Source organism: Pseudoalteromonas sp. SS15 (assembly GCF_049257195.1).
Lineage (GTDB): Bacteria > Pseudomonadota > Gammaproteobacteria > Enterobacterales > Alteromonadaceae > Pseudoalteromonas.
In genome coordinates this window covers 340,744-366,630 of record NZ_JBMMUD010000005.1, presented here as the reverse complement: position 1 = coordinate 366,630, position 25,887 = coordinate 340,744, and the positions used below count along the sequence as shown (strand labels likewise).

Below are 25,887 nucleotides of genomic sequence, written 5' to 3'. Positions count from 1 at the left end.
ACAGTTATGACAGAGCTCGAGGAAGCAATGGCAGAGCTGGAATTGCTGGTGGCTTACATTTGTCGTCAAGGCTTACAGCTTGACGGCAAGTTACTCAAAGACGTACTTAGAATAAAAACCGAGTTTAACGAACAAAAAGCATTGTCAGAAGAAGAGGAAGCGGCGTTTTGGCAATACTTTAATGAGCTAGTTAAGCAGGTTGCGCCAGCCAGTGTAGTGAGTATTCGTGACAGTAATCCTAGCCACTCTTGGCAGGCGCGCTTTCCTAAGCAATTCAAACAAGTACACCGTATTCCTTTATATTACGGGTTGTTAGTATGTGCCATTATTGTACTGACAGTGAGCTTGCAAACTTATTATATGGTTGGTATTGGGGTAATTCATAAAACCCATGCGTTATTCGCAGAACGTAATGAATTTCGAGAAAAGCTACAGGTACTGAGTTTAAATCCCTCACATAAAGCAAGTTCAGAGTGGCTAGCCATAAAGCGCAAAGAGCAAGAGCTTGATCAGGAGTTTGATGCAAATCGTACCTTGCTACTCAGATGGAACACATATTGGCGATTGGGTTTTAGCCATGAAGTGACGATTTCGGAGTTTGATAAATTTAAATATCAGCAGAGTAAAGCCAAGTTAACGGCGCAATTAGACTTCATTACTGAGCAGCCACGAAGTCATGAAAGCGCTAAGCAAATTACACAGCTAAAAGATAAGATCTCGGAGTTAGATAAAGCCTTTGTGCTTCATCAAGCACGCCAAGCCTTTTTTGACTCACGGCTTTCGGCCGAATATGTGGTTAACTTATTGGCGAATTATATTTTACCCCTGCTGTATGGGCTATTAGGCGCATTAACTTTGGTATTGAGAAACCTACACCTTGACTTCAAGCGCGGTACGTTTTCCAAAAAACTCTGTTTAGATTACAACTTACGTATTTTGCTTGGTGGTGTTGCCGGTGTGTCTAGTAGTATGTTGATGGGGGAGGGCACAGGGGTACCACAAGGTAGTTATTCACCTATGCTGTTCGCGTTTGTTCTGGGCTACAACGTCGAAATTATGTTTGCATTGATGGATAACATTGCGAATCGATTAGGTGATAAAAAAGCCTGATTAATCAGAGGGTTTCCCCAATTTATCGATTTTAATCTTGTTTAAAGTGTGATTTTTCAGCAGAAGAGTCACACTATGAGGCAATCCCTTTTTTCTTTAAAAATCAGCGCTAGACGGCATGGTATTGGTAAAGTAGTTCAGTTACTTATAACCCTTAAACTGTTTATTTCTGGTGTCTTGTTTTCTATCAACAGCCAAGCTTATACGCCAAAAGATGAGCAAGCTCTCACGATTGATGCTTCAACGCTTTGGACCACACAGCGAAACACTAAGCAAGGGCTTTCGAGCTCGCTATTTTCGGCAAATATTGATCTTGGTTTGCAATTAAACACGCAACAATTCATTCAGCTTGGTATAGAGTACAGCCAAACGCCTGATGAGCAAGGACAAGCAATGTTCGCATTATTCGAAAGTAGTGCCGACGTGCTGACCACACAAGATGCAAATGAAGCTGGCAGAGCTCAAATTTCTACACTTTTTTGGCAAGACTCAGTCGCATTTAAACTGCCAAATAGTAATACAGACAGCGAATTCACTATAGGTTTGTTAGATATCGAAGGCGGTGTCGATACCAATGGCATTGCCAATGACGAAAGCACCCAGTTTTTACTGCCAGCTTTGGTGAATAACACCAGCATCTACACGCCAGATTACACCTTGGGCATGCGCTACCTAAAACAGCCCAGTAACAAAGAGGTGGGATACACATTAGTGGTGAGTCGCAGTGAGGGATTGGCGGATAAACAAGGTAATTACGCTGATGTACTCACACAAGGCAACAGCCAACTATTTATCGCCAGTGAAGTGAAATGGCGCATGAACAACTCAGAAGTGCATTTGGGTGCTTGGAAAAATCAGGCCGAAGCGGCAAAGGGTATGTACTCTGCCTTGCAATATCACCAACCAATGAGTACAGGAGAATTTGCTTTGTTGGTGAGAGTGGGCCTTACCAAGCAACAGCAAAGTGACGCTGAAGCACAAAAAGATATTACTTCTCCAGAGCCTAAACAAACACTGACCCATTCAACTTTGAGTCTGGCTTCAACATGGACGCAGAGTAACTGGCAGTTTGGTTTAGGTGTTGCGACTGAAAGACAACAAGCAGAGCAAGATGATGAAATACATCAAGGAGAAGCCTGGCTTAAATATACCTTGCATGACATGGTCTCTGTATCCGTATTCAATCAGTGGCAGTGGCCAGATAAGCAAAGTAATAGGGTGCAAGCGAGACACTCAGGCTTACGGTTGTTTTTGCAATTTTAAGACAATGTTTAATGAGCCAGTTTCTGATCACCGCTTATATTCGCCACTCTTATGCGACTGATCTGCTCAGGCTGCCTGAGCAGCATCCGCTGTATCGTAAACATGCGTGTTTGGTAGTAAGTGACTTAACCCATAAAACCGCTGCAGCGCATGGTTTTGGCTTTAACGGTTATATTAGAGAATCTATTCCGCGCAAAGGGAAAGTTATCTATAAGCAGCCACTGCTACTATCAAAAAATGAAACTAAAATTGACGAGCTCTATCAGCATCTTACCAGCCGCTATGCACCAAACTACAGCATTAAGCATTATAACTGTGTTGATCACTTGTATTTTTGCTTAAAAGAAGTGGGAATACGCAGTAAATTATTGAATCACTTTAAATATGCCAATAGTAAATGGTATAAACAGCTTTAACGCGTTATTGAAGTTTTCAATTTTAAATAACTATTTAACCTGATTTCAGGTGATTGAGCCTTAAAGACTTTGTTTAATAAGGATATTAGCATGGCGATAGAATTTACTTATTTAGCTCATAACCCTCAGCATATTCCCCAATTGGCACAATGGTATTTTGATGAATGGGGCACCTATGTTGAAGATGGCTCGGTTGAATCGTTTCAAGACAAGTTGCAAGATTATTTAAATACGGACCGAGTGCCACTTATTATTTTGGCTATTGAAGGGCAAACCTTAGTGGGCGCGGTACAAATTAAGTACCGCGAAATGACCATTTACCCCGACAAAGAGTATTGGTTGGGTGGTGTGTATGTTAACCCAGACTACAGAGGTCAGCACATCGCATCCCAATTGATTCAGTATGCAGAGAAATGTGCCATTGCACTCAAAATAAACCTCCTACATTTGCAAACCGAGTCTTTGAATGGTGGCCTTTATGCCAAACTAGGCTGGGAGATTGAAACACAGGTTAATTACCGAGGTGTTGATGTGGCAGTGATGCAAAAAGTATTAAATTCAGAGAATTAAAAAATAAGCAATAAAAACATGCGGTTGTATTTATTTGCCAATGTTTGCAATAAGTTGGCGGGAAACTGTCGTGACGGTTTTTATACAAACCATGTAGTCTGCTGAAAAAGTTTAAATACAACTCTAATAAATACAATGAATAAGCAAGTGAACATCTCAAAAGAAAAAATCCGCCAGTTAAGAATGAGTAAAGGTTGGCCGCAAGAGCAATTGGCTCTGGCTTCAGGTTTAAGCGTGCGCACAGTACAAAGAGTTGAATCCGAAGGCGCTGCATCTTTGAATACAGCCATGAGTTTAGCTGCAACTTTTGAGGTCGACATCTATGAGCTACAACAAACTTATCAACATGAAACGTCACAAAAACAAAATCTGCAATACGGCTTATTTATTGGGTTAGTCATACTCACCTTGTCGCTTGCAACTCAACCCTTACAGCTTCCAGATGATCCTTACTCTACGTATATGAGCTTTATGAGTTATTTTCTTACAGGTCTTGGTATCTTAATCATGACGCCAAGTGTCATTTCAGCCTTTAAACACAAACAATATTTTGCACTTGTGTTAGCTTCCATTGGTACACTTCTCAGCACTATGCTTGCGATTGGCGTGTTGTATCTTTTACTAGGTTTGAGCAAGCCAATGTGGGAGTTATTTGCCTTGGGCGTAGGCGGAGTCTGTTTACTGCTCATGTCACTGAGAGAATTCAATAAAAGCAAGTAAACATTTCAAATCATATGTTTATTTTTTTAGTTATGAGATGGATACCCAAACAACACTTTAAGTTTTCTAATGAGTCCTTTGGTCATTAACACTTGCCTATAGAGTATTTTAACCTGCATAAAATTAGCACTCCAAGGTGTGTCTTTGGGCTCTGCTCCCACAATACCGTAGCGGATTGTCAGGCTTTTATCTTCTTCTACAAACGTCCCAAATAACTTGTCCCAAATGATCAATACGCCTGCATAATTTTTATTAATATAAGGAGCATTAGTGGCGTGATGAATTCTATGGTGTGTCGGTGTGTTGAATACCTTTTCGAGCCACCCTAAGTTGCCTATGGTTTGTGTATGCACAAAAAATTGGAAGGCAAGGTTGAGGGCGACAATGGCAAACACGATTGTAGGCGTAAAGCCCAGTAAAATCATGGGCAGCCAAAACAGCCACATACCTACTAGGGGATATAAAAGGCTCTGCCTAAAAGCAGTTGTGAAGTTCATATGTTTTGAGCTGTGATGGACCACATGGGCAAGCCAAAACCAGTGGATATTATGAGATGCACGATGAAACCAATAGTATAAAAAATCTTGTAGTAAAAAGCCGACTAACAAACTGCCAATTGAAAATGGGAAATCAAACAAAGCAAATTGATGTAACCAATAAAAGAATGGCATTAATAATATGAGTGCGATGGCATCACTACCTTGATGCAACAACGCGAGCACAGCGTTGTTTAAGCTGTCTTTTATGTTGTAATGCTGCCTTGCTTTATAGAACTCAACAGCGACACATAATAAGAAAATAGGGCTGAGAGCAAGTAAAATCAGTTCAACGGGGATCATACATATCTCCAAGTCGATTTAGGCATTGTTGTATGCCTTTTTGAAGGATGGCTTTTAGAACAAATTTGGGAATATACCATGGGCTTTGGCATTGAATTCGATACGAAACTTGGGTGTGTTCATCGGTTTTATGAAATCGAATTTCACCACGGTGCTGGCGAACAGGAAAGTCATTGAGCACTCGGTAACAAATCCCAGTGTGGTCTGCTTGGGTAATTTGCTCCTCAAAACTGATACCCAATATTGATACCTGCCGAATACACCCCTTACCACCTGTCATTTCGTCTTTGTCGGCAGGCTTCAGTATTTTGAATTTGGCATTAAAAAAATGGTCAAGATTGCAGTGGTCAAGCAGGGCATCCAGCAAAATATCTGTGGTACAAGCAATCTGTTTTTGATATTCAACGACTAACATAATCGAATCACGTTTGGGTTTTTTAACAGCATAATTTGACAATAAGTAAGGTTCTTGCGCTAATACGACAAGGTTTTGTTATTTTGCGACAGGGTTGTTATGGCGTCAGTTTCAAATGCATATTTGCACAGTGTCTTGGCTTTTTTGAATGAGCAGGGCATTGCTGCAACAGAGATAAAATGCGATGTCGTACAGCTCTCATCTGAGCGTATTGCCATGCAAATCTATGTTGATTTGCTTAACTTTGGTGCAGAGCGCACAGAGCTTAGCTTGTTTGGGTTTGAATTAGGCAAGCACATTCAAGCAAGAGATTACGGTGTACTGGGCTATTTGGTCGAAAGCTGTGAAAATCTCGCACAGGCTATAAGCGTACTCAGGCGATTTGACGCATTGGTTGCTGATATAGGTCAAACTCAGCTAAATGTGACTGACACATTTGCGCACTTAGATTGGCAACCGCTTACCACCGACTGCAAACAGATGGTACTTCGAAATACCACAGCTTGGGTTGCGACGGTGAGAAAGATCCTCGGTGAAACGCTTTCTCCTCATCAAGTGTCATTCAGCTTTGCTTTGTCAGCACCAGAAATTAAACAGTTAAAAGCGTGGTTTAATTGCGAGGTAATAACAAAGACTAATGAAAACCGCATAAGCTTTGATAAAACACTGCTGGCACTTCCATTTACCTCTGAAAATAAAGCCATGTTTCAAGCTCTGGTTAAACTTTCTGAAACTGAGCTCTCACAAAACCAGCTTTCTCAATCTGAGGTTTCTCAAACTATTCGAAACTGTAATATCAAACAGCAAGTCGCTACTTTACTCAGTGCTACAAGCAACTTACAGGGTTGCGATCAAAAACGTATCGCAGAAGCCCTTTTTATGAGTGCACGCACATTACAAAGAAAGCTAAAAGCGGAGCAAACGAGTTTTTCGGCTATGTTAGAGGCTGAACGTAAATCTCGCATAGATAACTTACTTAAGCACAATACCATTGCTCAAACCGCCTATGAGCTGGGCTTTATGGAGCAATCTTCATTTACCCATGCATGTAAAAAATGGTTTGGCGTAACACCACTGACTTATCAAAAATCACTAACAGGCAAAAACGCTAAATAATTCATTACAATTTTGTTGATGATATTCAGTTTAAACCTTTGGGTCTTAAATAAAAATGTTTTAGCTTAGTAGGCAGAGTTTGATAAAAGTATCACAAGTACCCATTGGTAATGTATTTGATTTATTTACAAATTAAGTGATTATTAAAGCTAAAAGCTAAAAGCTAAAAGCTAAAAGCTAAGGCTTAAACTGCTCTAGGATTTTTGCCGATTCCTTACCGATATTGGCAAATTGCTCTGTGCCTTTTTCGAGCACTTTTTGCGCCTCTTCAATCACCTTTGAATACTTAGGATCGCCCGTAGCCAGAAGCTGAGATAGCGCTACTCCGATGGCGGTGGTGGTAATGGTGCTGAGATTTCTTAAATTATCGGTGGCGTCTTGCACGGCAATAGCCGTAGACTGGGCTACGGCTTGTTCAGCTTTTTTGCGTGCATTGACATCCGACATGATAGTGCGAGATTAACCTTGCGATAAGATCATGGCGCATGAAGTACTGACAGAAGCCGTACTCACAGTTTGCGAACTTTGCTGAATGGTCACGGCATTTTGCATCATTAAGCCCACGGTGTCTGCGAGGCTTGAATCAGACAGTTGTGTGATGATGTCAGAAATGGTTTTTTCGTTGCTATCAGACATACTTACTCCTAGATAACAATGGGAGCTAATATAGCCCCCAAACATGCTATAAAATTGAGTTATACCAATCCTCTTAATTAAGCGATCTATTTTGAGGCAAGAAAAACTTGTCGGTAACGAGGCGAAAATTTTGCTATTTAGTTGTTCTAAATAAGGAATTTTCAACGAAGTTAGCGTCAGTTTTAGTCCCTCAAAATGATTGAGTATTATTGAGGATTGGTATTACCCTTTCTCAATTAACTCTTCGGTCGTTCTGCCCAGTACCGCACTGCCAATCGCACCCAATGCATTAACACCCTGCACGGTTGCAGCTTGCGCCATGATATTGGCATTCTGCTGTGCGCTGGTGGCATTATTCCCTGCGTTTGACAGTGATAATCCGAGCGCAGTGTAGAAATTACCCATTGCCATCGCTGGGGTATCTGCCAGTACTTTGGTATTTACTTGAGTAATAGAGTCTGTGATCTGTTCATTGACTTTATTGAGTTGTTTGTCGGCCATAATGAGTCCTTATTCCGTTTGATTGTCTTCTTGCGTTGTCGGCACACCAAGTTGTTCACTGAGTGCTGACATGGCTTGAGTGAGTGTTTTGTCAACGTCATTCAGCATGGCGTCAACGTGTTTTGAAATTTTGCTCGCTTCTTCAAAAGGCTGATGCTCGTTTAGCACTTTTTGATTGCCTTGAATTAGCGCATTGACTTCTTGCTGCTTGCTTTTTGTGAGCGCAGTAATTTGTGCTAATTGCTCAGCACAATGAGCTTGAATTGTTTCGGTACTATTCATGGTCAGTTGACTCTTTGGGTTTTTTGCCTAAAAAGTTAAACAAGTTGAAGCGCTTTTTTTGTGGCGGCGGAGGCGTTACTTCCTCTTCAGGCTCTACATCTTCAATATCTGCATCTTGGTCAAGCTGTAAGGGAGTTGGTGGAGCTTGGGTCGCAGCATGAGTTTGTTGAGCCGAAGCTGGTAAATGAGTCGGTGTTTGTAATAACCGAGCACAGGCATTGGTGATCGATGCAGAAGTCGTCATTTGTGCACTTTGTTGGTTGGTGATCGCATTATGCATCGACAAACCCAATGTCTCAGCGAGGGTAGCTTCAACCATACTGGTTGGCTGCTGTGAAAATGGGTGGTTGCCTTCAGGTACTTGGTTTGTGGTATTTTGTTCATCACTCATTGCTTTGTCCTTGCTTTAAGCACGCAAAAACTGCGTAGGTTATACCAACCCGCAATAACCCTTAATCATTTTGAGGGATTAAACCTGATGATAACTGCGTTAAAGATTTCTCATTTAGAACAACTAAATAACGAAATCTTTGCCTTGCTACCAACAAGGTTTTCTTGCCTCAAAATAGACCACTTAGTTAAACGGATTGGTATTAGTTTGAAATTAAATACAGCTTATCGCCTATCGCTTGAACAAAATCGGGGCTTTTTACTGAAAATACGGGGATGATTAAGACAGTAAGATTCATCCCCAAAGTGATTATTCGGCGGTCTCGTGTAACACAGTGGCAATTTTTTCGCCCACCACACTGAAGTTTTCAGCACCTTGAGAGACAATAGATTGTGCCGTTGAAATAGCTTCAACATATTTGCTATCACCCGTTTCTAGAAATTGTGATAACGCGACACCAATTGCAGTGGTACTTAAGGTATTGAGGTTACGTAAATTGTCAGTTGCATCTGCCATCGCCAGGGCGGTAGATTGGGCGATTGACTGTTGTGCGCTATTAACTGCAGACTCACCTGCCTCAGGGGCTTGGTTTAGATTACTCATATTTTACTCCTGCAAAAAAGCCCTTAGTTGCAAGGCAAGTAAGGGCCTGAAGGCATCAGAAAAAGCGATTAAGCGCCTGGCTCAATAATGCTTTCAGCACTGCGGCCAATCACTGAACTACCAATCGACATCAATGAATTTACACCCTGCACAGTTGCAGCTTGCATTGTGATTGCAGCTTGTTGTTGTGCCGCTGTTGCATTGTGTGCAGCGTTACCTAATGCTTGGCTTGTTGACATGAGTAGGTTACCCATTGCCATTGCTGGTGTTTCACCTACCACTTTAGTGTTTACTTGCGTAACTGAATCAGTAACTTGCGGGTTTACTGTTAGTGCATCTGCCATGATTTTCTCCTGTGACCGAATTGGTCCTTGTTAAGAATAAATAAAATTAAGAATTAAAAAGCGCCATACACATTGTATGGCGCTGAGCGCGATTAGCCTTTTTCGATGATGCCTTCAGCGCTTCGACCTACTACAGAGCCACCAATTGACATTAGTGAGTTAACACCTTGCACAGTTGCTGCTTGCATCGTAATTTGCGCTTGTTGCTGTGCTGATGTTGCATTGTGCGCAGCATTACTTAATGCTTGGCTTGTTGACATTAATAGGTTGCCCATCGCCATTGCTGGCGTTTCGCCTACAACTTTAGTGTTTACTTGAGTTACTGAATCAGTGATTGCACCATTAACTGTTGCTGTCATGATAATTTCCTTTCGTTAAGTTAATTTTGACTGTTAAGTCGTAAAGTTAAGAGAGAGGTTTTGCCAAGCAAAACCGCTCAATTAAGATAAAATCTCTGCGGTACCGCGGCCGATCACTGAGCTACCAATCGACATCAGTGAATTCACACCTTGTACTGTCGCTGCCTGCATCGTGATTGAAGCCTGTTGGTTACCTGTTGTCGCATTTAGCGCTGCTGTGCCTAATGCTTGGCTGGTTGCCATATGCACGTTACCCATTGCCATCGCAGGTGTTTCACCAACCACACTGGTGTTCACTTGCGTTACTGAGTCAGTGACTTGGCTATTTACTTGAAGTGGTGTTGCTGCACCACCAGCTGCTGCTGCCATAGTTTGTTTCCTTCTTCATGTTGATGTTTTGCTCGTTCCAAGCGGTTTGAGCTTTTATGCTTTCGCATATTTGGCGCCAAGAGAGAGAATTAAATTCGCTCCAATGGCGGTATTCGTTTTGATCAGCACATTGTGTTGCTGTTGAGAGTAAGTGGCATTGTGTGCTGCATTACCCAGTGCTTGCGCTGTTGCTTGCACTAACATGGCACGAGAAACTTGAGGTGATTGTTGGTTAACTAAGTCTTCTATATGTGTGCTTAAGTCTTCCATCACCGTTATCCGTGCTTGTTTTGATAAGGTCATATTAGGGGGTGCAACGTTTTGTTAATCGGGCAATTGCGCTAACAATTGCCGCGAAAATCGGCTTGTTTAAATTCGGTATGGTTTGTACTGTTTTTTATAGTCGCGAGGTGACATACCGGTATAACGTCGGAAGATCTTTTCGAAGTGACTTAAGTCGCCAAAGCCAACCTCTAAACATAAATCAGTAATACGAATGTTAGGGTCTTGGGCTATCATGGCTTTGGCGTGTTCTATTCTTAGTTCAGCCAAAATTTGCTTAAAACTTTTGTTTAATGTGTTTTTAAATAAGTAAGACAGATGAGAGGGGCTGACAAATGCCTGATTAGCAAGGCCTGTTAAGGTGATCTCTTGTTGCCAATTGTTCTGCATATAAATTAACGCTTTCAACAAACTTGGGTGTAACGCTCTTTGTTCAGCAACTTGTTTTTTAAACAATATAGTGACGATAGATTTCCGGTGCTCACCTAATGGTTGGCCCGCACTATTTTCTAGTTGCTGACTAAATTCAGGCAGTGTCTGTTTAAGTACCTCAGAGCTGATATCATCTTGATATGAAAGGGCAATTAACTTAACCAGAGTTTGCTCTAATTGCATCATATTACCAGGCCAATCGTACTGGCTGAGTAAATCAAAACACTCTTTGGTAAGCTTTTGCTTGGCACTAATCTTATGATGGTCAAATAAAGTATTGATGAGTAAGGGTAAATCAGTTTTTCTGTCTTTTATACTTGGGATTGGTAGCTCAAGAAAGCTGAGTTTTTCAAATAGGCTGCGAGAGAATAGCCCCTGATTCACCCGAGCATATAAATTGTGTTCACTACTAGAAAGTAACCTGGGCTGAGACGAGTTTTGTCTTAGGCTATATTGATTAGTCAGCAAGGTATTGAGCTGAGTTTGTTGCGACATAGGCAAATGGCTGACATTGGCGATTAACAAAGAGCCATTTTGCGCCTGTTCGAATGCTTGCTTTAATTTACTTTCAAAGTTGTGTGCGTCAATAGATGTACAATCGAGTTCAACAAAAGGGCCTGCTTTTTTATCACTTAGCATATGAATGCTAATCGCTGTTGCGAGCGTTTCACTTCCTGGTGGGGCATTTAAGACGAGCGGGAATAAGGTGTTGGCACATTTTTCTATGAGTCTTTCAAGTTTGTTTATCTCTGCGCTATAACCTTGTAGTGCAAAGTTTTGACCAAATTTTTCGTCACTCAGTTGTGCAACTCTGAGCCTTGCAAACATCAATCCGAGCTGGCTTGCAAATTGTTTAAATGCAAGCTCTTCGCTTGAACCCTGCTTTACTTCAACAAGTAAATGTAATGTACCAAGCTGTTTTCTTTGATAATTAATGGGGATTTTTGAAATGGGCTTTTCAAACTGCGCCGATTTAGGCCAAAAATGTGAAACAGCATGACAGGTTTGATATTCAACAACAAAGTCACAACGTGTTAAGTGATTAAATTTATTGTCTAGTAGCTGTGCAATTGAATTATTGAACAAAAGCGCTACATCTAAAGGGTTCCTTTTCACTTGTGAGCGAATTTCCATTTTATTTCTCCGGTTGGTTAGCCACCACACGCTTCTATTTTATTTATCCCAAAAAAAACAATAAAAATTGGTGTTAAATAAAATCCTTTATCAGCATTTTTGTGGTGAAAGTAGTGTGTAATTGGCAAAGTACTGGAAAAGACGGGCCTTAAATCGGGGAAATCAAGCGAATAGTGATTACAATTTATTACACCTATTAAGAAAACGTCTTATTAACATCGTTTAGGCTTTTCGTGCCAAAAAAATGGATAAGCGCTTGCCAAAGTAGAAAAGTGCAAGGAGCTAGCCAAATGCAAAAATTGCAATTGCGCATATTTGTATCAAGCTTGATACAAATGAATCACAAACGGATACCCAAAAGGTGGTTTAATATCGATACAGTGGTTTTGACTCATCAATGGGAAGACAGCACAATGAAAAAAACTTTGTTAGCAGTAGTACTAAGCCAAATAATGTATTTACCCGCTTATGCGAGTGAACTATGGCAGCAAACCACACAAAACCGCAGTTCAGAGGATCAACTGCTTAAAAGGTATCATCTTGCAAGCAGTCAATTGCAAGATAAGCTCATGGCGCCCAGCCAAGAGGTGGACGTTCAGTTGCCATTACCTAGTGGTGAATTTGTCGTATTTAGACTGAAACCCAGTAAAGTCATGTCTAATACTTTGGCTGAAAAGTTTCCTGATATTAAAACTTTTGTGGGTTTTCAAGTTGATAATCCTGCTAACACAGGCCGTTTCGATATTGGTCCGAAAGGCTTCTTTGGTGTTTTTAATCAAGGGCAATCACGGGTATTTATAGATCCAGAGCCGTCAGATCATGTATATCGAAGTTACGAAGCTAAAGCACTGCATACATCTAAACTAATTCAGCAAGGCGCTCCAATTAAGCGCCTACAAAGCAGCCAGTTAAAACGTGAACAAGTTCAATCAAGCGAAACTCAGGCGGAAGAAAATGCTTTACCCAATACACACATCACATACCGTATCGCTTTTACCACCACAGGGGAATACAGCCAATTCCATGGTGGCACAAAAGAAAAAGTGATGGCGGCTATCGTGACCATGGTGAATCGTCTCAATGATGTATATGAGCGAGATCTAGCCATGATTTTTGAGATAGTGGGAGATAATGACAAATTAATTTTCTTAGATCCCGAGACAGATCCATTTGCAAACACCGATGAAGACATTGATATTTTGAGCACAAAAATAAACGAATTAATTGGTGAAGAAAGTTATGATATTGGTCACCTAGTAGGGACTGGAGGCGGCGGTTTAGCTGGGTTTGAAGTGGTGTGTACTGAGTACAAAGCCGAGGGGGTGACTGGCAGTGAAGCGCCAACTAATGACGCATTTCACATTGATTATGTTGCCCATGAAATAGGGCACCAGTTAGGTGCAGATCATACATTCAATGGTTTAGCTGGGGCGTGTGATGGTAATCGAGCAGAAAACAGCGCCTATGAACCAGGCAGCGGCTCTACCATCATGGGCTACACGGGGATTTGTGATGAGCAAGACTTGCAGGCCAACTCAGATCCTTATTTTCACATCCATTCACTCGACCAAATGAATAAGTTCAGTCGTTTAGGTGCAGGAAATACATGTGGTGTTCATAAACAACGAACGAATGCAAAACCTACTGTTGAAGCAGGTCAAAACTATACTATTCCAGCTAAAACTGCGTTTAGATTGGTGGGTTCAGCTCAAGGTAGCGATGACGATACCCTCAATTATAGCTGGCAACAGTTTAACTTAGGGCCTGCATCTGCAGATAAACAACAAGACAGTGTGGATGATGGTAAGCGACCCTTGTTTAGAACGTTTAATCCAAGTTCAGAGCCAACCCGTGTTGTGCCTCAGATGAGCGACCTCCTGAAAGGTGAGTTGAGTTACGGTGAAGCGTTTGCAACCACAACACGTGCGCTAGACTTTCGTTTAGTTGTTCGCGATGGGCAAGGCGGTGTCAGTGACGACACCATGCAAGTTAATGTAGTTGAAGTTGAGCAGGGCTTTTCTGTCACGCTACCTGACCAATCAAGTAATTGGCGTGATAATGAACAAGTTGTTACTTGGCATACAGCGGGTACTGAAAATGCGCCGGTCTCTTGTGAAAAAGTGGATATTTTACTTTCAGATGATGCCGGACAAAGCTTTAAAACCACTTTGGCGCAAGGTGTTGCGAACAACGGTCAATTCAATGTTCAGATCGAAAATGTAACCACGACTCAAGCCCGAGTAAAAGTGATGTGTAGCGATAATATCTTTTTTGCGATTAATTCTGGTAATTTTGCCATTGAAGTTGGAGAGGGCCCAATCACAGAAGTCGCACCACAAATTACGGGTCAAGTCGCGCTGTCAGTGAATGAAGATAGTAGCGTCACGATAAAGACCTCTGATTTAACTTATGCAACAGCAAAGCCCGTTGATAAGCTCACCCTGCAGTCAGGTGAAAATTATACACTGGACAACTTAACCATCACGCCTACTGCTGATTTTAATGGCTCGCTTAAAGTGCCGGTTACCGCATCTAGAGGCGAGCTCATCAGTGAGTTATTTGAGCTAACAATTACGGTTGCAGCGGTAAATGATGCACCTGTTGCGCAAGATGACACTTTTGAAGTGGACTTTGAAGTCAGTGAAGTGACGTTGGATGTACTTAGCAATGATTCAGATATAGATTTAGACACATTGGTTGTTGAGAGTGTTGATTACCAAGGACAAGGCACAGTCGAGATTAAAGAGGGCAAGCTTGTCTATTCAGCACCGAGCGGTTTTTCAGGGAAAGACACATTTAATTATACTGTATCAGATGGTAATGGTGGTACAAGCACCGCACAGGTCGAAGTCACAGTGAAAGAGGATCCGACGCCAGTAACGCCTCCAACGCCTGAGCCAAGTAATGATGATGGTGGTTCTGGAACATTCGGCTTATGGTCGTTGCTAGGACTTGCTGCATTATTCTTAAGAAGAGTGAGGAAATAATAATGATAAAGCTCACCAGTATCGCTTTATTAGCTGGGTGCTTAGTAGGTTGTGCATATACTGCACAACCTACTCAGGCAAGTGCCCAGCAAAGTAGTCAACGTGAAATTACAAAACAAATAAAACAGGCATTAGAAAAAAATGACTATAGGTTACTAGCCTTGGCAAGCAGGCGGTTAGTTTTTCCGGGTTTAGAGCAAGAAGACTCTGCAACATTAAAGACAATCTGTGGAGTGCGTTACGTCGACAACAGCACAGACATTATTAAGAACACAGAAGATAAACAAAAGCGCAGAGATGCTTATGCTTTCGCAAAATCTTTTAACCTAGCTATCTTAAAGCACTGTTTGAATTCAGCTTCTGACTCAAAATACACAGTTGAATGATACACTTATGTTAGATGAAAAATGTTTGACTGCAGGGCATACAGACGTGTATTCAATTTTAATAATAGATGATGATATTGAGCTAACTGACTTAGTTAGCCAATTTTTAACTCAAAATGGTTATAAAGTCAGTGTTATTAATGATGGCAGTGATGCAATCAAAGAAATAGCTTCTGAGCAGCCAGACTTAATTATTCTTGATTTAATGTTACCAGGCACTGATGGGCTTACGATATGTAAAGCTATTAGGCCAAGCTTTACTGGGCCCATCATTATGCTCACTGCTTTAATCGATGACATAGATGAAGTGACTGGTTTAGAAGTGGGTGCTGACGATTATTTATGTAAACCCATCAAACCTAGGGTGCTTCTGGCACATATTCGAGCCCAGTTGAGAAGGCAATCAAGTCTAATAGAGCAGCAACAAACAACCTTAGTGTCTTGTCATGGTGAGTTGCAGATAGATTTACCTAATCGACGTGTTAAACATTCGTCTCGAGATATTGATTTATCAAGTGCTGAATTTGATTTACTGGTCATTTTGGCAAGTTCACCTGGCGAGATTTTCTCTCGAGAACAGCTGCATAAACGCATTTTTAAGCTTGATTATGATCCCATGGATAGATCTATAGATTTAAGAGTATCTCGTCTTAGAAAAAAATTAGGAGATGATCCTAAGCAGCCTAAGTTATTGACTACAGTGAGAAATAAAGGGTATTTACTTGCAACTTAACCTGAATAAAGTCGTTCTTGGCGCTCTTTTTTTGCTTCTATGTAATTTAGTGGCAGCGCATGTCACTTACCACTATGCTCAACCTGCTCTAGTTGAAAAGGCCATTGATGAATGGGAAGCACATCTTTATGAAGTAGCCAATGATCTTGAAATAATCTTTACTAATACTTCAGCGACACATTGGGAGCGTGAAGCGCTTAAAGCCAGTGAACGTTATGGATCTGATGCTTATATAATATTGGTTGAAAATCTTGCTGCGTATGAGCAAGACTTATTTTCAAGAGCCCTTGTAGAGAATCAAAAGAGTTTTATAGACCTTTCGACATCCAGTGTGTTTTACAATCTTGATGATCAGCAATTGGTGATGCTCGAAAATGTGTATTTTGATAGTGTAACGAACTGGCTCTCTGATTGGCTTTTATGGTTGGTATCTAGTGTGCTGAATCTCGGCGCATTGGCTTTATTTACCTTTTATTGTTGGTCTGAGCAAAAGCGTTTGGAAGAAAACATTTCAAAGATTAATGAGAAAAGCAGTCCTCGTTCAAGGTCAATTGACGAGCAAATTATCCAAATAAAACATTATTTATCCGATATTAGTGCGCAAAATCAAACTCAATTAAACTTACAAAGAGATCTTCTACATGGTGTTGCTCATGAGTTCCGAAGCCCTATGGCACGTATTCAGTTTGCACTAGATATGCTAGAAGATGCTCAAGAACAAGATAGGCAAGACTTAACTCAATCAATGCAAAAGGCATTGCAGGGGCTAGATGATTTAGTAAAAGAACTGCTTTCTTATGCACGTTTAAAAGATGGGTCAACAGTGCTAAATATAGAGTCTTGTGTACTTACTGAGCTGATAAGGCAAGCACAGAAACAAGTCGAGGCTTTTTACCCAAGCATTCAATTTGAGGTAAAAGACAGTCAAATAGAAGCTGAGGTTGATACACATTTATTAACTCGATTACTTATTAATATACTGCGTAATGCTGGCAGGTTTGCTAAAAGTAAATGTGAGATCAGTTTAACTTTAGAGAGCGACTCAATACTCTGTATTGTTGAAGATGATGGTATTGGGATCCCGCCAGGTAAAATAACCCGTATTTTTGAACCATTCACACGCCTTGATCCTAGTCGCTCAAGAGATTCTGGCGGATGCGGCCTAGGGTTAGCAATAGCGCGATCAATTGCACATTTACATGGCGGTGAATTAACTGTTATTGAAAAACACCAGGGTTTGGGCGGCGCATGTTTTTGTTTGGTTTTGCCATTCAACCCAAGATGATTGCCATTCATTTAAGACTCAGATACTTTGGAATAAATTTTGGTACATATTTATTTCGGTCGTACTTATGTTTACAAAAAACACCCCTAAAACAGTTTTTATTGTGGTGACACTACTTACGTTGATTTTTGATCAACTTTCTAAGTTCTGGGCTGCTACTTCTCTAGAACCTTGGCCAATGGCGAGTTATTTTTATGATGTGTTTCGAATTGGTTATGCTGAGAATCATGGTGCTTTTTTGAGTTTGGGCGGCGCAATGCCTGAATCTATGAGAAAGGTCGCTTTCATTGGTGTGGTCGGGGCTTTTCTGTTAGGAATTATCATTTACGTATTAAGAGATAAGAAACTGACAAACCCAATGGCGGTCGCTTGGGCACTGATTGTCTCTGGTGGTGCTAGTAATTGGCTAGATAGAGTATTAAATGATGGTGGTGTTATTGATTTCTTAAATGTGGGCATCGGTAGCTTGCGTACAGGAGTTTTTAATATTGCTGATATGTTTATTTTAGCCGGTGCAGGAATGCTATTATTTTATGGTTGGCAAGAAGAGCGCGCAGCGAAGCAGGCTGCTAGGTCTTAGTTTTATCAACTTTTTACAATAGCCCACCGTCAATGAATTAGAGCTTTGTGTTTGTAATTGTTATTAATTGTTACGCAAAGCTTGCACTCTCTTTTCATTTTATCTTTTAACCAGTAGTCTTAGCACCCAGTTTTATATTCGAGGCAAAGACATTGATTAAACATCTATTTTCAGCAGCACTGTTAGTTGCTAGCAGTTCAGCAATGGCAACCATTGTAGAGTTCCAAACTTCCCAAGGTAGTTTCCAAGTTAACTTGTTTGATCAAACCACGCCGAAAACAGTTGAAAACTTCATGAAGTATGTCAATGCGGACCGTTATCAAGATGTAATTTTTCACCGCTTAGAACCAAACTTTGTGTTACAAGGTGGCGGCTTCTTTTATGAAGGCAGTATTCCGCTAAGCCAAGTAGAGTCATTTGGTAATGTAGATAATGAGCCTGTTTATTCAAATGTGCGCGGTACCATTGCGATGGCGAAACTGGCAGGTGATCCAAATAGCGCATCAAGTCAGTGGTTTTTTAACCTTAAAGACAATAGTGCTAATTTAGACGTGCAAAACGGTGGCTTTACTGTATTTGGCCAGGTGATTGGTGATGGCATGGATATCGTTGATAAAATTGCTAAATTAGAGCGTTGTGGTTCAATTCCTTTGGTTGATTACTCGCAAGAAAAATGTGCTGACGATCAGGTCAATCCAGACGAGAGCAATTTCATAACAATCAATGCGGTAACGATTATTGATGACAGTGAAAATACAGCAGAAAATTTAGAGCCTAAGAAAAATACGTTGCTGACAACGACTACCCCTGATACAGGTAATAATAATTCAGAAAGCAGTTCTGGTAGCTTATTTAGTATGTTGATGCTGTTAGGTACAGGCTTATTTGTTAGAAGAAAGCGTTAGTTTCCTTAAAAACAAAGTCCGCTTAAAAAATTAAAGCCCAGACTAATCAGTCTGGGCTTTTTATATTAATCCTCTTAATTTAGCGTGATGGAGGATTGATATTATTTAAGCATTGATCACCAGTTGAATAACAACGCAGATACTGCAAGTAAACCAACAATTAATACAAAGTATGTGCTTAAACGACCTTTGTATTTATTCAGGCTTGGTACTTTATAGATGGCGATAGTTGGCATGACGAATAAAATCATCGCAATGATAGGGCCTGAAATTGCTTCCATCATTCCCAGAATACTTGGGTTAATTACCGCACAGAACCAAATTGTGACAAACATCACAGCAACGCCCATTTTATCCGCAGTCGCATTACCTAGCTTAGTTTGCTTTGTAACCAGACCATTAAAGCTTTCACGCGCACCTAAGAAGTGACCCAAGAAAGAAGAGGTAATGGCAACGAATGCTACGAAAGGACCAAGTAGTGCAATATATGGGTTGTCATACACGTTAGCTAAGAATGACAGAACCGACACGTTTGCTTCTTTTGCTTGTGCCATTTGCTCTGGTGTTAAAGAGAAAATGCAAGAGAACACAAAAAGCAATACAAATAAGATCAGCATTAAAGAGGTGTACTTTAGGATCTTTTCGCTTTTGCTCACCGCTTCAGATTTGTAATGACGACGCTGCACATTGGCAAAGCTAGAAATTGCCGCAGCGTGACTGAATGAAAATACTATCACAGGCACTGATAGCCATAATGTGCTGCTCAGTTCACCAATATCTGGCGCTGACACCGCTGGCATTTGCCAGTTTGGAATAAGGTATAGTGATAAGAATAATAAAATCGCCACTAACGGGTAAACCAAAGCAGAGAAGGCGCGCATGAGCAGCTTTTCACCGCCCAACATTAAACTCACCATAAACGCAACGAGAACGCCAGATAGCGCCACACGAGGGATTGACTCCATGCCTAACTGGTTCACCATAAAGCTGTCTACTGTATTGGTTAAACCTACACCATAAATAAGTAGAATAGGGTAAATAGAGAAGAAATAGAGTAGAGAGATCAGACGACCTGCACCAGCACCAAAGTGCTCTTCCACCACGTCGGTGAAATCTGCGTTATCTTGTTTTGATGAGAGCACAAAACGGGCAAGACCACGGTGTGCTAAAAATGTCATTGGGAAGGCTAGTAAGGCCATAATTAGTAGCGGCCAAAAACCACCAATACCGATGTTAATTGGCAAAAATAAAATACCCGCACCGACCGCTGTACCGAATAGGCTTAATACCCATTGCGTATCGTGCTGAGTCCAGCCACCCCTACTGGCTGAAGACATATCTAACGTCATGGCTTCTGGGGAGTTACTCATACTTGTTGTCCTAGAAATTAATAAGAATTATTTTTCGCGCGCATGATATAGAAATTGGCGCAAAGATGCATTTATAAAGGCTTAATCGACACTGAACGGTGTAAAGGGAGTTTGACGAATTTGCAGTTTGTTCCTGAATTGGTTAATTTATGTGTTTGTTATTGCTTAAAGGACAGTTAATGAACGCGATATTGAAAATTGCTTTAATCGGAGACTTCGATCTACAAGTCCTTGCCCACCAAGCCATTCCTAAGGCATTGAAGTTAAATACCTCTCAGAAAATTGAATATCACTGGATCCATTCATCAAAGGTCGACTTAAAAGACTTATCTCAGTTCGATGGCATTTGGTGTGTACCGAAAAGCCCATATGACAATATGGAAAACGTTTTGTCTGTGATCCGTTTTGCTCGTGAGCATAAAAAGCCATTCTTAGGCACTTGCGCGGGTTACCAACATGCTGCGCTAGAGTTTGCGCGAAATGCGTTAGGGTATGAACAAGCGGGAAATGCAGAAGTGGATTTAGAAACATCCATGCCTCTGATCAGTGCTTTAGTGTGCCGCTTAAATCATGAGCAACATGGCGTTATTTTAAAAGCAAACAGCAAAATACAAGGTGTGTATGATCAAAGAGAAATTACAGAAGAATTTAACTGCGGCTTTGGTGTGAACCCAAAATACCTAAATTTGTTTGCAGAAAGTGATTTGCTATTTAGTAGTGTTGACCACCATGGAGACCCAAAATCGTTAGAGCTGCAATCTCACCCATTCTTTATTGGTACGGCTTTTCAGCCAGAGCGAAGCGCTTTACAGAATAAGCAACACCCAATCATCAAAGCCTTTTTAAATGCTTGCCTAGGTTAATTTCAAAATACTAAAAATATTATTGCTCAATCATCATAATTACCAATCCCAACTGCTATACTGCTTTTTAATCATAAGGTTAAAGAGAAGTAATATGAGATTAGTTTATTTGTTACTGGGTTTACTTTTTACATGTGCGGTCATTGCCGAAGAAGAAAAAAAGCCAGAGCCAGAACCTTTAGATCCTGGATATCATGCTGAGCACCCTATGGTGCTCGTTAATAAAGGCTCAAATATTTATGCTATGAATATGTCTGGTTATCGTATGCCCCATGACTTACAAGTTGTGTATGAAATTAAAAACCCCGATGTTGCTTTTTTAAATCTAGTCAAAGATGCGGAACTGGTCACGATTAAACCGCAAGCATTTAACATCCAGCGTTTGCTTCGAGGTGAAGAAATCACGGTCACTGCCGATGTTTATATGGGGCATTTCGATAGGGGGGGGAGCCTTTTTTATGCAAACCGTACCATAGAATTTACCGATAAAATTTATGCAAGAGAGTTTAAAGACTTGCAAGACTCTTCTCAGTGGCAAGATTATGATTACGTGGATATCAAAGGCAGTGAGCGTTTGTATATTCACAAAATTCAAAAAGCCCCAAGCTTTAGCCATCTAATTCATATTGATATGACAGGCGCCTGTTTGCAAAAATTCAGGACATCGAAGCGTGTGCCAAAAGAAAGCGAATTGACTTATAAATTTGTGAATTGTGGTACTTTAAAGCCGCTTTATTATGAAGCTGAAGACTTTCAAGAAAAGTAATATTTAAAGTCGAATTAGCGCGCCTTAATCGACGCGCTTTCTTTGCCAATATCCGGCTAAGATTGACCCGCTGATATTATGCCAAATTGAAAATAGCGTACCCGCAATGGCTGCCGTTGGGGTAAAAAATTTAATCGCAAGCGCCACTGCCAACCCAGAGTTTTGCATACCCACCTCAAATGCTACTGTGCGGCAAACTTGCTCGTTAAACCCTAATTTTTTCGGTGCCCAATAACCTAATGTTAGCCCGATAAGGTTATGAACAACCACAGCTGCCACAATTAATAGGCTCAAGCTTTGCAGCTTTGGTTGATTTAACGCAACGATAATACTGATGATTAAAATGATTGCCAGCATGGCAATTATCGGCAGTTTGCTGTTTATTTTCTCTATTACATTTGCAAAAACGTAATTCAGTGTAACGCCTAGCAACAATGGCAATAAGACAATTTTTGCTAAACTACTCAGCATCGAAAGCACAGGGATATCAATATTTTGACCAATCAAAAGGTTTGTTAAAAGCGGTGTCATGATCACCCCAACTAAGGTGCTGATTGCTGTCATAGTCACAGACAAAGCAACATCGCCTTTTGCCAAATAACACAACACATTACTTGCGGTGCCACCGGCAACAGCACCAACAAGCACCATACCAATTAGCATTTGAGTGTCCAATGCAAATAGTTGGCTGAGCAAAAATGCGGTGACTGGCATAATCGTAAATTGTAAAACTAGACCGAGCCCTACTGCTTTTTTATTTTCAACGACCCGTTTAAAGTCAGCTGGTTTTAGCGTTAAACCCATCGTTAGCATGATAAACATTAACAGCGGCACAATACTGGATTTAAAACCTGTAAACAGGCTAGGGTTAAAGTAAGCAATAACAGAGCTGATAACAGCCCACAGAGGAAAAAGTTGAAGTGATAGATGCATCGTAGTTGGATGTGTTTTTTATTTCATACTACCTATTAATATTGTTGATTGATATAGCAAAAATACACATCAAAAAATGTGCTTAATGTAATTGAATATACAGAAAATAATACTGAAAAAAAGCAACTAGGTTTAAAGTGACCTTAGCACAATACCTAGTTGCTTTAATTGGTTATGATGTTGAATTAGTTAACTGTTACCGATAAACCACGACGCTTAAGTAACGCTTCAGTCGTTGGCTCTTGTCCGCGGAATGCTTTATAAGATTCCATAAGGTCACGAGTGTTACCTACTTCAAGAATATTCTCACGATACTTCTGACCAATCTTACGGTTTAAACCACCTTGGGTTTGCACGTACGCATACGCATCTGCCGCTAAAATTTCACTCCACATGTATGCGTAGTAACCTGCTGCATAACCACCCATTGAGTGGTTAAAGTAGGCTGATTTATAACGAGGCGGGATGTAATCAATGTTTACGTTATGTTTTTCAAGCGCAGCTTGCTCAAACTTAACAATGTCTTGCTTTGGTGCAGAAGCAGGTAATGAGTGCCATTCCATATCTAGGAGTGCAGCTGCAACATATTCAAAAGTATCGAAGCCTTGGTTGAAGCTACGAGACTCGATCACTTTTTTAAGTAAGTCTTTTGGAATTGGCTCACCCGTTTTGTAGTGCTTTGCATAGTTTGCAATAACTTCAGGGTACATTGCCCAGTCTTCTTCGAAGGTAGAAGGGAACTCTACAAAGTCACGAGATGTAGAAGTACCTGAAAGAGTAGGGTATTTCACTTGAGATAACATGCCATGAACACCGTGACCCATTTCATGGAAAATAGTGGTCGCTTCTGAGTAGCTGATAAGCGTTGGCTCACCCTCAGGGGCTTTTTGAATGTTCATTACATTCACAATCACAGGGCGCTGATTGTCTAGGCCAGACTGTTTAACAAAGGCACTTTTCCATGCACCACCACGCTTACCTTCACGAGCAAAGTAGTCAGCGTAGAAAATAGCTAGGCTAGAGCCGTCTTCGTCTAATAGTTCATAAGCTTCTACGTCTTCATGATAAACCGGTAAGTCTGGACGCGGCTTGAAAGTGATGCCGTATAAACGGTTCATAGTGAAGAACACACCATCTTTCAGTACACGATTAAATTCGAAATACTCTTTTACCGCATTTTCATCTAGGTTGTACTTATCTTTACGTACTTGCTCTGCGTAGAAGAACCAGTCCCATGGTGCTAGTTTGAAGTTTTCGCCAGAGGCATCAATTTTAGCCTGAATTGCAGCGGCTTCCGCATCTACATTCTGAAGAAGCGCAGGTACCATGCTCGAAAGCATATCTAACACAGCTTGTGGCTCTTTTGCCATTTGTGATTCAAGGCCAAAGTGCGCATAACTGTCATAGCCTAATAGTGCAGCGCGTTCAGCACGTAATTTAGTGATCGTAGGCACAATATCAGCGTTGCTGTTTTCACCTGTCAGAGCACGCTCAGCAGATGCACGCCAAACTTTCTCACGAAGGTCACGATTCTCTAAAGAGGCAAGAATTGGTTGACGTGTCGTATTCGTGATTTTGATAAGGTACTTGCCTTCATGGCCCGCTTCTGCCGCAGCAGTTGCAAGTGAAGCGATTTGTGCATCAGACAGACCTGCTAGTTGCGCTTTATCTTCAACAATTACGACATTGTTTTTAATCAGCGCCATAATGTTCTGGCTGAACTGAGTACCAATTGTAGAAAGTTCTTTATTGATTTCACGAATACGCGTTTTTTGGTCTTCGTTTAGTTTCGCACCTGAACGAACAAAGCCTTTATAAAGAACTTCTACGAGACGCTTTTCTTCAGCGGTTAGGTTAAGTGCAGCACGTTGGTTATAAACCGCTTCAACACGTTCGAAAAGTGCTTTATTTAAGTTGATATTGTCGCCATGTGCCGCAAACTTTGGTGCCATTTCTGTTTGAATAGCACGGCGTGCGTCGTTTGAATCAGTACCGTTTAAATTGAAGAAAATACGACTTGCACGAGTCAGTAGCTCACCGCTTTTTTCCATCGCAACAATGGTATTTTCAAAGCTAGGTGCTTCAGTGTTATTCACAATAGCATCAATCTCAGCAAGTTGCTCTTTCATGCCTTGCTCGAAAGCAGGCACAAAGTGCTCGTCTTTGATTAAATCAAATTGTGGTGTTTGAAATTGCAAAGGACTTTTCACAAAAAGTGGGTTTGTACTTTCAATTGAAGCAGAAACTTGCTCATTTTGCGCAGTGTTATTTGTTGTTGTATTGCTTGGCTCTGAGCAAGCACTTAATAAAAGTGCTGAACTAATAGCGGTAGCGATCAGTGTTTTCATTGTTTTTCTCTATTTATGTGTTTAAAACTAAGATGGTTAAAAGGAAAAGCGTGCACTTAAAGCACAATGGTCACTTAACATGTCGTCAATATTCATATTGTCGAAAAAATGAAACTTTAAAGACTCATGGTTGAATTTAGTGCTTAACGCACTAGAAATAAAAATATGGTCAATTGGTGCTGAGTATTTCGGATGACAACCGGTTTTGCCGTCAGTGAGGTTTTCTAATTGCTTATTAGGTAAGCTGGTGTCAGCAAATAAACCCGGTGAGTGAAATAAATCTTTTCTGAAGCGATTGTTAGGGGTCGCCAGTCTATGATTGAAGTCACCTAACACAATCCAGTTTTCTTGATTTAGTGCCTGAGATTCTAAATAGTCATCAAGAACCTTTACCTGTTGAGCAAGAACAGCGCAAGACTCTCTATCAGAGTCTAGGTAATCATCTACAAAGCAACCACTTTTAAGGTGAAGATTGACAATGTGAAGCTTTTCATCAGCATGTTGAACAGTTAACTTTATCCCCTGCCTTAAGCCTGGTCGAGGTACAGCAATCGCTTTTAGTTGTTCAACATTGTTTATTTTCAGTGAATTTCTTACCGCAAAAGCCACTTTTTGCTGTGTCGATGTCAGGCCACTTTCTCTACAGGTATAAGTTTGAGAATCAGGGCGGTCTGAGATGATTATTTGCCACTCTTCTTCAGGAAAAATACGCGCAACTGCTTTGGCTGACTCAACTTCTTGTAATGCTACAACGTCTGCTTTTAGGTTACTTGCATAGTCCTTTAGTTTTTCATAATCAGCTTGATTGCGTGCTTTACACCCTTGTCCATTTTTTTCAGCCAAATGCTCAATATTCCATGTAGCAACCGCCAGTGATTCTTCTGGATTAGAAACCATATTGCATGCGCTGAGTGCGAGAGTGGCGCAACAAGCAATAAGTGAGTGTTTG

At 40.8% G+C, this 25,887-nt stretch carries 31 protein-coding genes; 14 read left to right on the top strand and 17 right to left on the bottom strand.

Annotated elements, in window-relative coordinates:
• Positions 1 to 6 precede the first annotated feature (6 nt).
• From AAEU28_RS12865 to AAEU28_RS12845, 5 genes are all read left to right on the top strand, one after another.
• Complete coding sequence (locus tag AAEU28_RS12865) at positions 7 to 1,110, top strand: hypothetical protein (RefSeq protein ID WP_421964481.1); 1,104 nt, start codon at positions 7 to 9, stop codon at positions 1,108 to 1,110.
• 75 nt (positions 1,111 to 1,185) lie between these two features.
• Complete coding sequence (locus AAEU28_RS12860) at positions 1,186 to 2,373, top strand: hypothetical protein (protein WP_421964480.1); 1,188 nt, start codon at positions 1,186 to 1,188, stop codon at positions 2,371 to 2,373.
• Positions 2,374 to 2,384: 11 nt separating this feature from the next.
• Positions 2,385 to 2,789, top strand: coding sequence for a hypothetical protein (locus AAEU28_RS12855; RefSeq protein ID WP_421964479.1), 405 nt, complete (start codon positions 2,385 to 2,387; stop codon positions 2,787 to 2,789).
• Positions 2,790 to 2,879: 90 nt separating this feature from the next.
• Positions 2,880 to 3,359, top strand: coding sequence for a GNAT family N-acetyltransferase (locus AAEU28_RS12850; protein WP_421964478.1), 480 nt, complete (start codon positions 2,880 to 2,882; stop codon positions 3,357 to 3,359).
• Positions 3,360 to 3,494: 135 nt separating this feature from the next.
• Positions 3,495 to 4,079 (top strand): helix-turn-helix domain-containing protein, encoded by a 585-nt coding sequence (locus AAEU28_RS12845; RefSeq protein WP_421964477.1) that lies wholly within the window; start codon positions 3,495 to 3,497, stop codon positions 4,077 to 4,079.
• 26 nt (positions 4,080 to 4,105) lie between these two features.
• On the opposite strand, the gene AAEU28_RS12840 is transcribed toward AAEU28_RS12845, so the two are convergent.
• Both AAEU28_RS12840 and AAEU28_RS12835 read right to left on the bottom strand, forming a co-directional pair.
• Positions 4,106 to 4,918, bottom strand: coding sequence for a sterol desaturase family protein (locus AAEU28_RS12840; RefSeq protein ID WP_421964476.1), 813 nt, complete (start codon positions 4,916 to 4,918; stop codon positions 4,106 to 4,108).
• Complete coding sequence (locus AAEU28_RS12835; RefSeq protein ID WP_421964475.1) at positions 4,905 to 5,333, bottom strand: SRPBCC family protein; 429 nt, start codon at positions 5,331 to 5,333, stop codon at positions 4,905 to 4,907. Before AAEU28_RS12835 ends, AAEU28_RS12840 begins: the two co-directional genes overlap by 14 nt.
• A 99-nt stretch (positions 5,334 to 5,432) precedes the next feature.
• Between AAEU28_RS12835 and AAEU28_RS12830 the strand changes: the two genes are divergently transcribed.
• Positions 5,433 to 6,449: an AraC family transcriptional regulator ligand-binding domain-containing protein gene (locus tag AAEU28_RS12830; protein WP_421964474.1), complete on the top strand. Its 1,017-nt coding sequence runs from the start codon at positions 5,433 to 5,435 to the stop codon at positions 6,447 to 6,449.
• A 177-nt stretch (positions 6,450 to 6,626) separates the two neighbouring features.
• Here the strand turns inward: AAEU28_RS12830 and AAEU28_RS12825 are convergent, their stop codons facing one another.
• The 11 genes from AAEU28_RS12825 to AAEU28_RS12775 form a co-directional block, all read right to left on the bottom strand.
• Positions 6,627 to 6,896, bottom strand: coding sequence for a hypothetical protein (locus AAEU28_RS12825; RefSeq protein WP_058029383.1), 270 nt, complete (start codon positions 6,894 to 6,896; stop codon positions 6,627 to 6,629).
• Between the two features lie 12 nt (positions 6,897 to 6,908).
• Entirely contained in the window at positions 6,909 to 7,085 is a 177-nt protein-coding gene (locus tag AAEU28_RS12820) for a RebB family R body protein (protein WP_083496525.1), read from the bottom strand.
• Between the two features lie 222 nt (positions 7,086 to 7,307).
• Entirely contained in the window at positions 7,308 to 7,586 is a 279-nt protein-coding gene (locus AAEU28_RS12815; RefSeq protein WP_058029384.1) for a RebB family R body protein, read from the bottom strand.
• A 9-nt stretch (positions 7,587 to 7,595) separates the two neighbouring features.
• Entirely contained in the window at positions 7,596 to 7,868 is a 273-nt protein-coding gene (locus tag AAEU28_RS12810; protein WP_421964473.1) for a hypothetical protein, read from the bottom strand.
• The gene (locus AAEU28_RS12805; RefSeq protein WP_421964472.1) at positions 7,861 to 8,259 is read right to left on the bottom strand and encodes a RebB family R body protein; all 399 of its coding nucleotides are present in this window, start codon (positions 8,257 to 8,259) and stop codon (positions 7,861 to 7,863) included. Before AAEU28_RS12805 ends, AAEU28_RS12810 begins: the two co-directional genes overlap by 8 nt.
• Positions 8,260 to 8,568: 309 nt before the next feature.
• Entirely contained in the window at positions 8,569 to 8,862 is a 294-nt protein-coding gene (locus AAEU28_RS12800) for a hypothetical protein (protein ID WP_058029386.1), read from the bottom strand.
• 68 nt (positions 8,863 to 8,930) lie between these two features.
• Entirely contained in the window at positions 8,931 to 9,206 is a 276-nt protein-coding gene (locus AAEU28_RS12795; protein ID WP_058029387.1) for a RebB family R body protein, read from the bottom strand.
• Between the two features lie 92 nt (positions 9,207 to 9,298).
• On the bottom strand, positions 9,299 to 9,571 hold the full coding sequence (locus AAEU28_RS12790; protein WP_390446018.1) for a RebB family R body protein: 273 nt from the start codon (positions 9,569 to 9,571) through the stop codon (positions 9,299 to 9,301).
• Between the two features lie 75 nt (positions 9,572 to 9,646).
• Positions 9,647 to 9,934 (bottom strand): RebB family R body protein, encoded by a 288-nt coding sequence (locus tag AAEU28_RS12785; protein WP_058029389.1) that lies wholly within the window; start codon positions 9,932 to 9,934, stop codon positions 9,647 to 9,649.
• A 54-nt stretch (positions 9,935 to 9,988) separates the two neighbouring features.
• The gene (locus AAEU28_RS12780) at positions 9,989 to 10,237 is read right to left on the bottom strand and encodes a RebB family R body protein (protein ID WP_421964471.1); all 249 of its coding nucleotides are present in this window, start codon (positions 10,235 to 10,237) and stop codon (positions 9,989 to 9,991) included.
• 66 nt (positions 10,238 to 10,303) lie between these two features.
• Positions 10,304 to 11,782: a helix-turn-helix domain-containing protein gene (locus tag AAEU28_RS12775; protein WP_421964470.1), complete on the bottom strand. Its 1,479-nt coding sequence runs from the start codon at positions 11,780 to 11,782 to the stop codon at positions 10,304 to 10,306.
• A gap of 413 nt (positions 11,783 to 12,195) precedes the next feature.
• Here AAEU28_RS12775 and AAEU28_RS12770 point away from each other — a divergent pair, with 413 nt between their 5' ends.
• From AAEU28_RS12770 to AAEU28_RS12745, 6 genes are all read left to right on the top strand, one after another.
• Positions 12,196 to 14,769 carry a reprolysin-like metallopeptidase gene (locus tag AAEU28_RS12770; RefSeq protein WP_421964469.1) on the top strand — a complete coding sequence of 858 codons (2,574 nt, stop codon included), beginning with the start codon at positions 12,196 to 12,198 and terminating at the stop codon, positions 14,767 to 14,769.
• Positions 14,770 to 14,771: 2 nt separating this feature from the next.
• A complete protein-coding gene (locus tag AAEU28_RS12765) occupies positions 14,772 to 15,155 on the top strand; it encodes a hypothetical protein (protein ID WP_421964468.1) in 384 nt (127 codons plus the stop codon).
• Between the two features lie 7 nt (positions 15,156 to 15,162).
• Positions 15,163 to 15,888: a response regulator gene (locus AAEU28_RS12760; protein WP_421964467.1), complete on the top strand. Its 726-nt coding sequence runs from the start codon at positions 15,163 to 15,165 to the stop codon at positions 15,886 to 15,888.
• Between the two features lie 49 nt (positions 15,889 to 15,937).
• Complete coding sequence (locus tag AAEU28_RS12755) at positions 15,938 to 17,173, top strand: sensor histidine kinase (protein ID WP_421964466.1); 1,236 nt, start codon at positions 15,938 to 15,940, stop codon at positions 17,171 to 17,173.
• A gap of 67 nt (positions 17,174 to 17,240) precedes the next feature.
• Entirely contained in the window at positions 17,241 to 17,753 is a 513-nt protein-coding gene (lspA, locus tag AAEU28_RS12750; protein WP_421964465.1) for a signal peptidase II, read from the top strand.
• Between the two features lie 203 nt (positions 17,754 to 17,956).
• Positions 17,957 to 18,658, top strand: a complete 702-nt coding sequence (locus tag AAEU28_RS12745; RefSeq protein ID WP_421964538.1) for a peptidylprolyl isomerase — start codon at positions 17,957 to 17,959, stop codon at positions 18,656 to 18,658.
• Between the two features lie 116 nt (positions 18,659 to 18,774).
• Here the strand turns inward: AAEU28_RS12745 and AAEU28_RS12740 are convergent, their stop codons facing one another.
• A complete protein-coding gene (locus AAEU28_RS12740) occupies positions 18,775 to 20,028 on the bottom strand; it encodes an aromatic amino acid transport family protein (RefSeq protein WP_421964464.1) in 1,254 nt (417 codons plus the stop codon).
• A gap of 179 nt (positions 20,029 to 20,207) precedes the next feature.
• Between AAEU28_RS12740 and AAEU28_RS12735 the strand changes: the two genes are divergently transcribed.
• Together AAEU28_RS12735 and AAEU28_RS12730 are read left to right on the top strand one after the other, a co-directional pair.
• Positions 20,208 to 20,891, top strand: coding sequence for a CTP synthase C-terminal region-related (seleno)protein (locus AAEU28_RS12735; RefSeq protein WP_421964463.1), 684 nt, complete (start codon positions 20,208 to 20,210; stop codon positions 20,889 to 20,891).
• 94 nt (positions 20,892 to 20,985) lie between these two features.
• Entirely contained in the window at positions 20,986 to 21,657 is a 672-nt protein-coding gene (locus tag AAEU28_RS12730; protein WP_421964462.1) for a hypothetical protein, read from the top strand.
• 24 nt (positions 21,658 to 21,681) lie between these two features.
• On the opposite strand, the gene AAEU28_RS12725 is transcribed toward AAEU28_RS12730, so the two are convergent.
• The 3 genes from AAEU28_RS12725 to AAEU28_RS12715 all read right to left on the bottom strand — a co-directional run bounded on the left by AAEU28_RS12725 (position 21,682) and on the right by AAEU28_RS12715 (position 25,835).
• Positions 21,682 to 22,590, bottom strand: a complete 909-nt coding sequence (locus AAEU28_RS12725) for a bile acid:sodium symporter family protein (protein WP_421964461.1) — start codon at positions 22,588 to 22,590, stop codon at positions 21,682 to 21,684.
• A gap of 185 nt (positions 22,591 to 22,775) precedes the next feature.
• Positions 22,776 to 24,938 (bottom strand): M3 family metallopeptidase, encoded by a 2,163-nt coding sequence (locus tag AAEU28_RS12720; RefSeq protein WP_421964460.1) that lies wholly within the window; start codon positions 24,936 to 24,938, stop codon positions 22,776 to 22,778.
• 36 nt (positions 24,939 to 24,974) lie between these two features.
• On the bottom strand, positions 24,975 to 25,835 hold the full coding sequence (locus AAEU28_RS12715; RefSeq protein ID WP_421964459.1) for an endonuclease/exonuclease/phosphatase family protein: 861 nt from the start codon (positions 25,833 to 25,835) through the stop codon (positions 24,975 to 24,977).
• Positions 25,836 to 25,887 lie beyond the last annotated feature (52 nt).

Coding starts and splice junctions, on each gene's coding strand:
- AAEU28_RS12865 (WP_421964481.1), top strand. CDS start 7: ATGACAGAGCTCGAGGAAGCAATGGCAGAGCTGGAATTGCTGGTGGCT.
- AAEU28_RS12860 (WP_421964480.1), top strand. CDS start 1,186: ATGAGGCAATCCCTTTTTTCTTTAAAAATCAGCGCTAGACGGCATGGT.
- AAEU28_RS12855 (WP_421964479.1), top strand. CDS start 2,385: ATGAGCCAGTTTCTGATCACCGCTTATATTCGCCACTCTTATGCGACT.
- AAEU28_RS12850 (WP_421964478.1), top strand. CDS start 2,880: ATGGCGATAGAATTTACTTATTTAGCTCATAACCCTCAGCATATTCCC.
- AAEU28_RS12845 (WP_421964477.1), top strand. CDS start 3,495: ATGAATAAGCAAGTGAACATCTCAAAAGAAAAAATCCGCCAGTTAAGA.
- AAEU28_RS12840 (WP_421964476.1), bottom strand. CDS start 4,918: ATGATCCCCGTTGAACTGATTTTACTTGCTCTCAGCCCTATTTTCTTA.
- AAEU28_RS12835 (WP_421964475.1), bottom strand. CDS start 5,333: ATGTTAGTCGTTGAATATCAAAAACAGATTGCTTGTACCACAGATATT.
- AAEU28_RS12830 (WP_421964474.1), top strand. CDS start 5,433: ATGGCGTCAGTTTCAAATGCATATTTGCACAGTGTCTTGGCTTTTTTG.
- AAEU28_RS12825 (WP_058029383.1), bottom strand. CDS start 6,896: ATGTCGGATGTCAATGCACGCAAAAAAGCTGAACAAGCCGTAGCCCAG.
- AAEU28_RS12820 (WP_083496525.1), bottom strand. CDS start 7,085: ATGTCTGATAGCAACGAAAAAACCATTTCTGACATCATCACACAACTG.
- AAEU28_RS12815 (WP_058029384.1), bottom strand. CDS start 7,586: ATGGCCGACAAACAACTCAATAAAGTCAATGAACAGATCACAGACTCT.
- AAEU28_RS12810 (WP_421964473.1), bottom strand. CDS start 7,868: ATGAATAGTACCGAAACAATTCAAGCTCATTGTGCTGAGCAATTAGCA.
- AAEU28_RS12805 (WP_421964472.1), bottom strand. CDS start 8,259: ATGAGTGATGAACAAAATACCACAAACCAAGTACCTGAAGGCAACCAC.
- AAEU28_RS12800 (WP_058029386.1), bottom strand. CDS start 8,862: ATGAGTAATCTAAACCAAGCCCCTGAGGCAGGTGAGTCTGCAGTTAAT.
- AAEU28_RS12795 (WP_058029387.1), bottom strand. CDS start 9,206: ATGGCAGATGCACTAACAGTAAACCCGCAAGTTACTGATTCAGTTACG.
- AAEU28_RS12785 (WP_058029389.1), bottom strand. CDS start 9,934: ATGGCAGCAGCAGCTGGTGGTGCAGCAACACCACTTCAAGTAAATAGC.
- AAEU28_RS12780 (WP_421964471.1), bottom strand. CDS start 10,237: ATGACCTTATCAAAACAAGCACGGATAACGGTGATGGAAGACTTAAGC.
- AAEU28_RS12775 (WP_421964470.1), bottom strand. CDS start 11,782: ATGGAAATTCGCTCACAAGTGAAAAGGAACCCTTTAGATGTAGCGCTT.
- AAEU28_RS12770 (WP_421964469.1), top strand. CDS start 12,196: ATGAAAAAAACTTTGTTAGCAGTAGTACTAAGCCAAATAATGTATTTA.
- AAEU28_RS12765 (WP_421964468.1), top strand. CDS start 14,772: ATGATAAAGCTCACCAGTATCGCTTTATTAGCTGGGTGCTTAGTAGGT.
- AAEU28_RS12760 (WP_421964467.1), top strand. CDS start 15,163: ATGTTAGATGAAAAATGTTTGACTGCAGGGCATACAGACGTGTATTCA.
- lspA (WP_421964465.1), top strand. CDS start 17,241: ATGTTTACAAAAAACACCCCTAAAACAGTTTTTATTGTGGTGACACTA.
- AAEU28_RS12745 (WP_421964538.1), top strand. CDS start 17,957: ATGGCAACCATTGTAGAGTTCCAAACTTCCCAAGGTAGTTTCCAAGTT.
- AAEU28_RS12740 (WP_421964464.1), bottom strand. CDS start 20,028: ATGAGTAACTCCCCAGAAGCCATGACGTTAGATATGTCTTCAGCCAGT.
- AAEU28_RS12735 (WP_421964463.1), top strand. CDS start 20,208: ATGAACGCGATATTGAAAATTGCTTTAATCGGAGACTTCGATCTACAA.
- AAEU28_RS12730 (WP_421964462.1), top strand. CDS start 20,986: ATGAGATTAGTTTATTTGTTACTGGGTTTACTTTTTACATGTGCGGTC.
- AAEU28_RS12725 (WP_421964461.1), bottom strand. CDS start 22,590: ATGCATCTATCACTTCAACTTTTTCCTCTGTGGGCTGTTATCAGCTCT.
- AAEU28_RS12720 (WP_421964460.1), bottom strand. CDS start 24,938: ATGAAAACACTGATCGCTACCGCTATTAGTTCAGCACTTTTATTAAGT.
- AAEU28_RS12715 (WP_421964459.1), bottom strand. CDS start 25,835: ATGGTTTCTAATCCAGAAGAATCACTGGCGGTTGCTACATGGAATATT.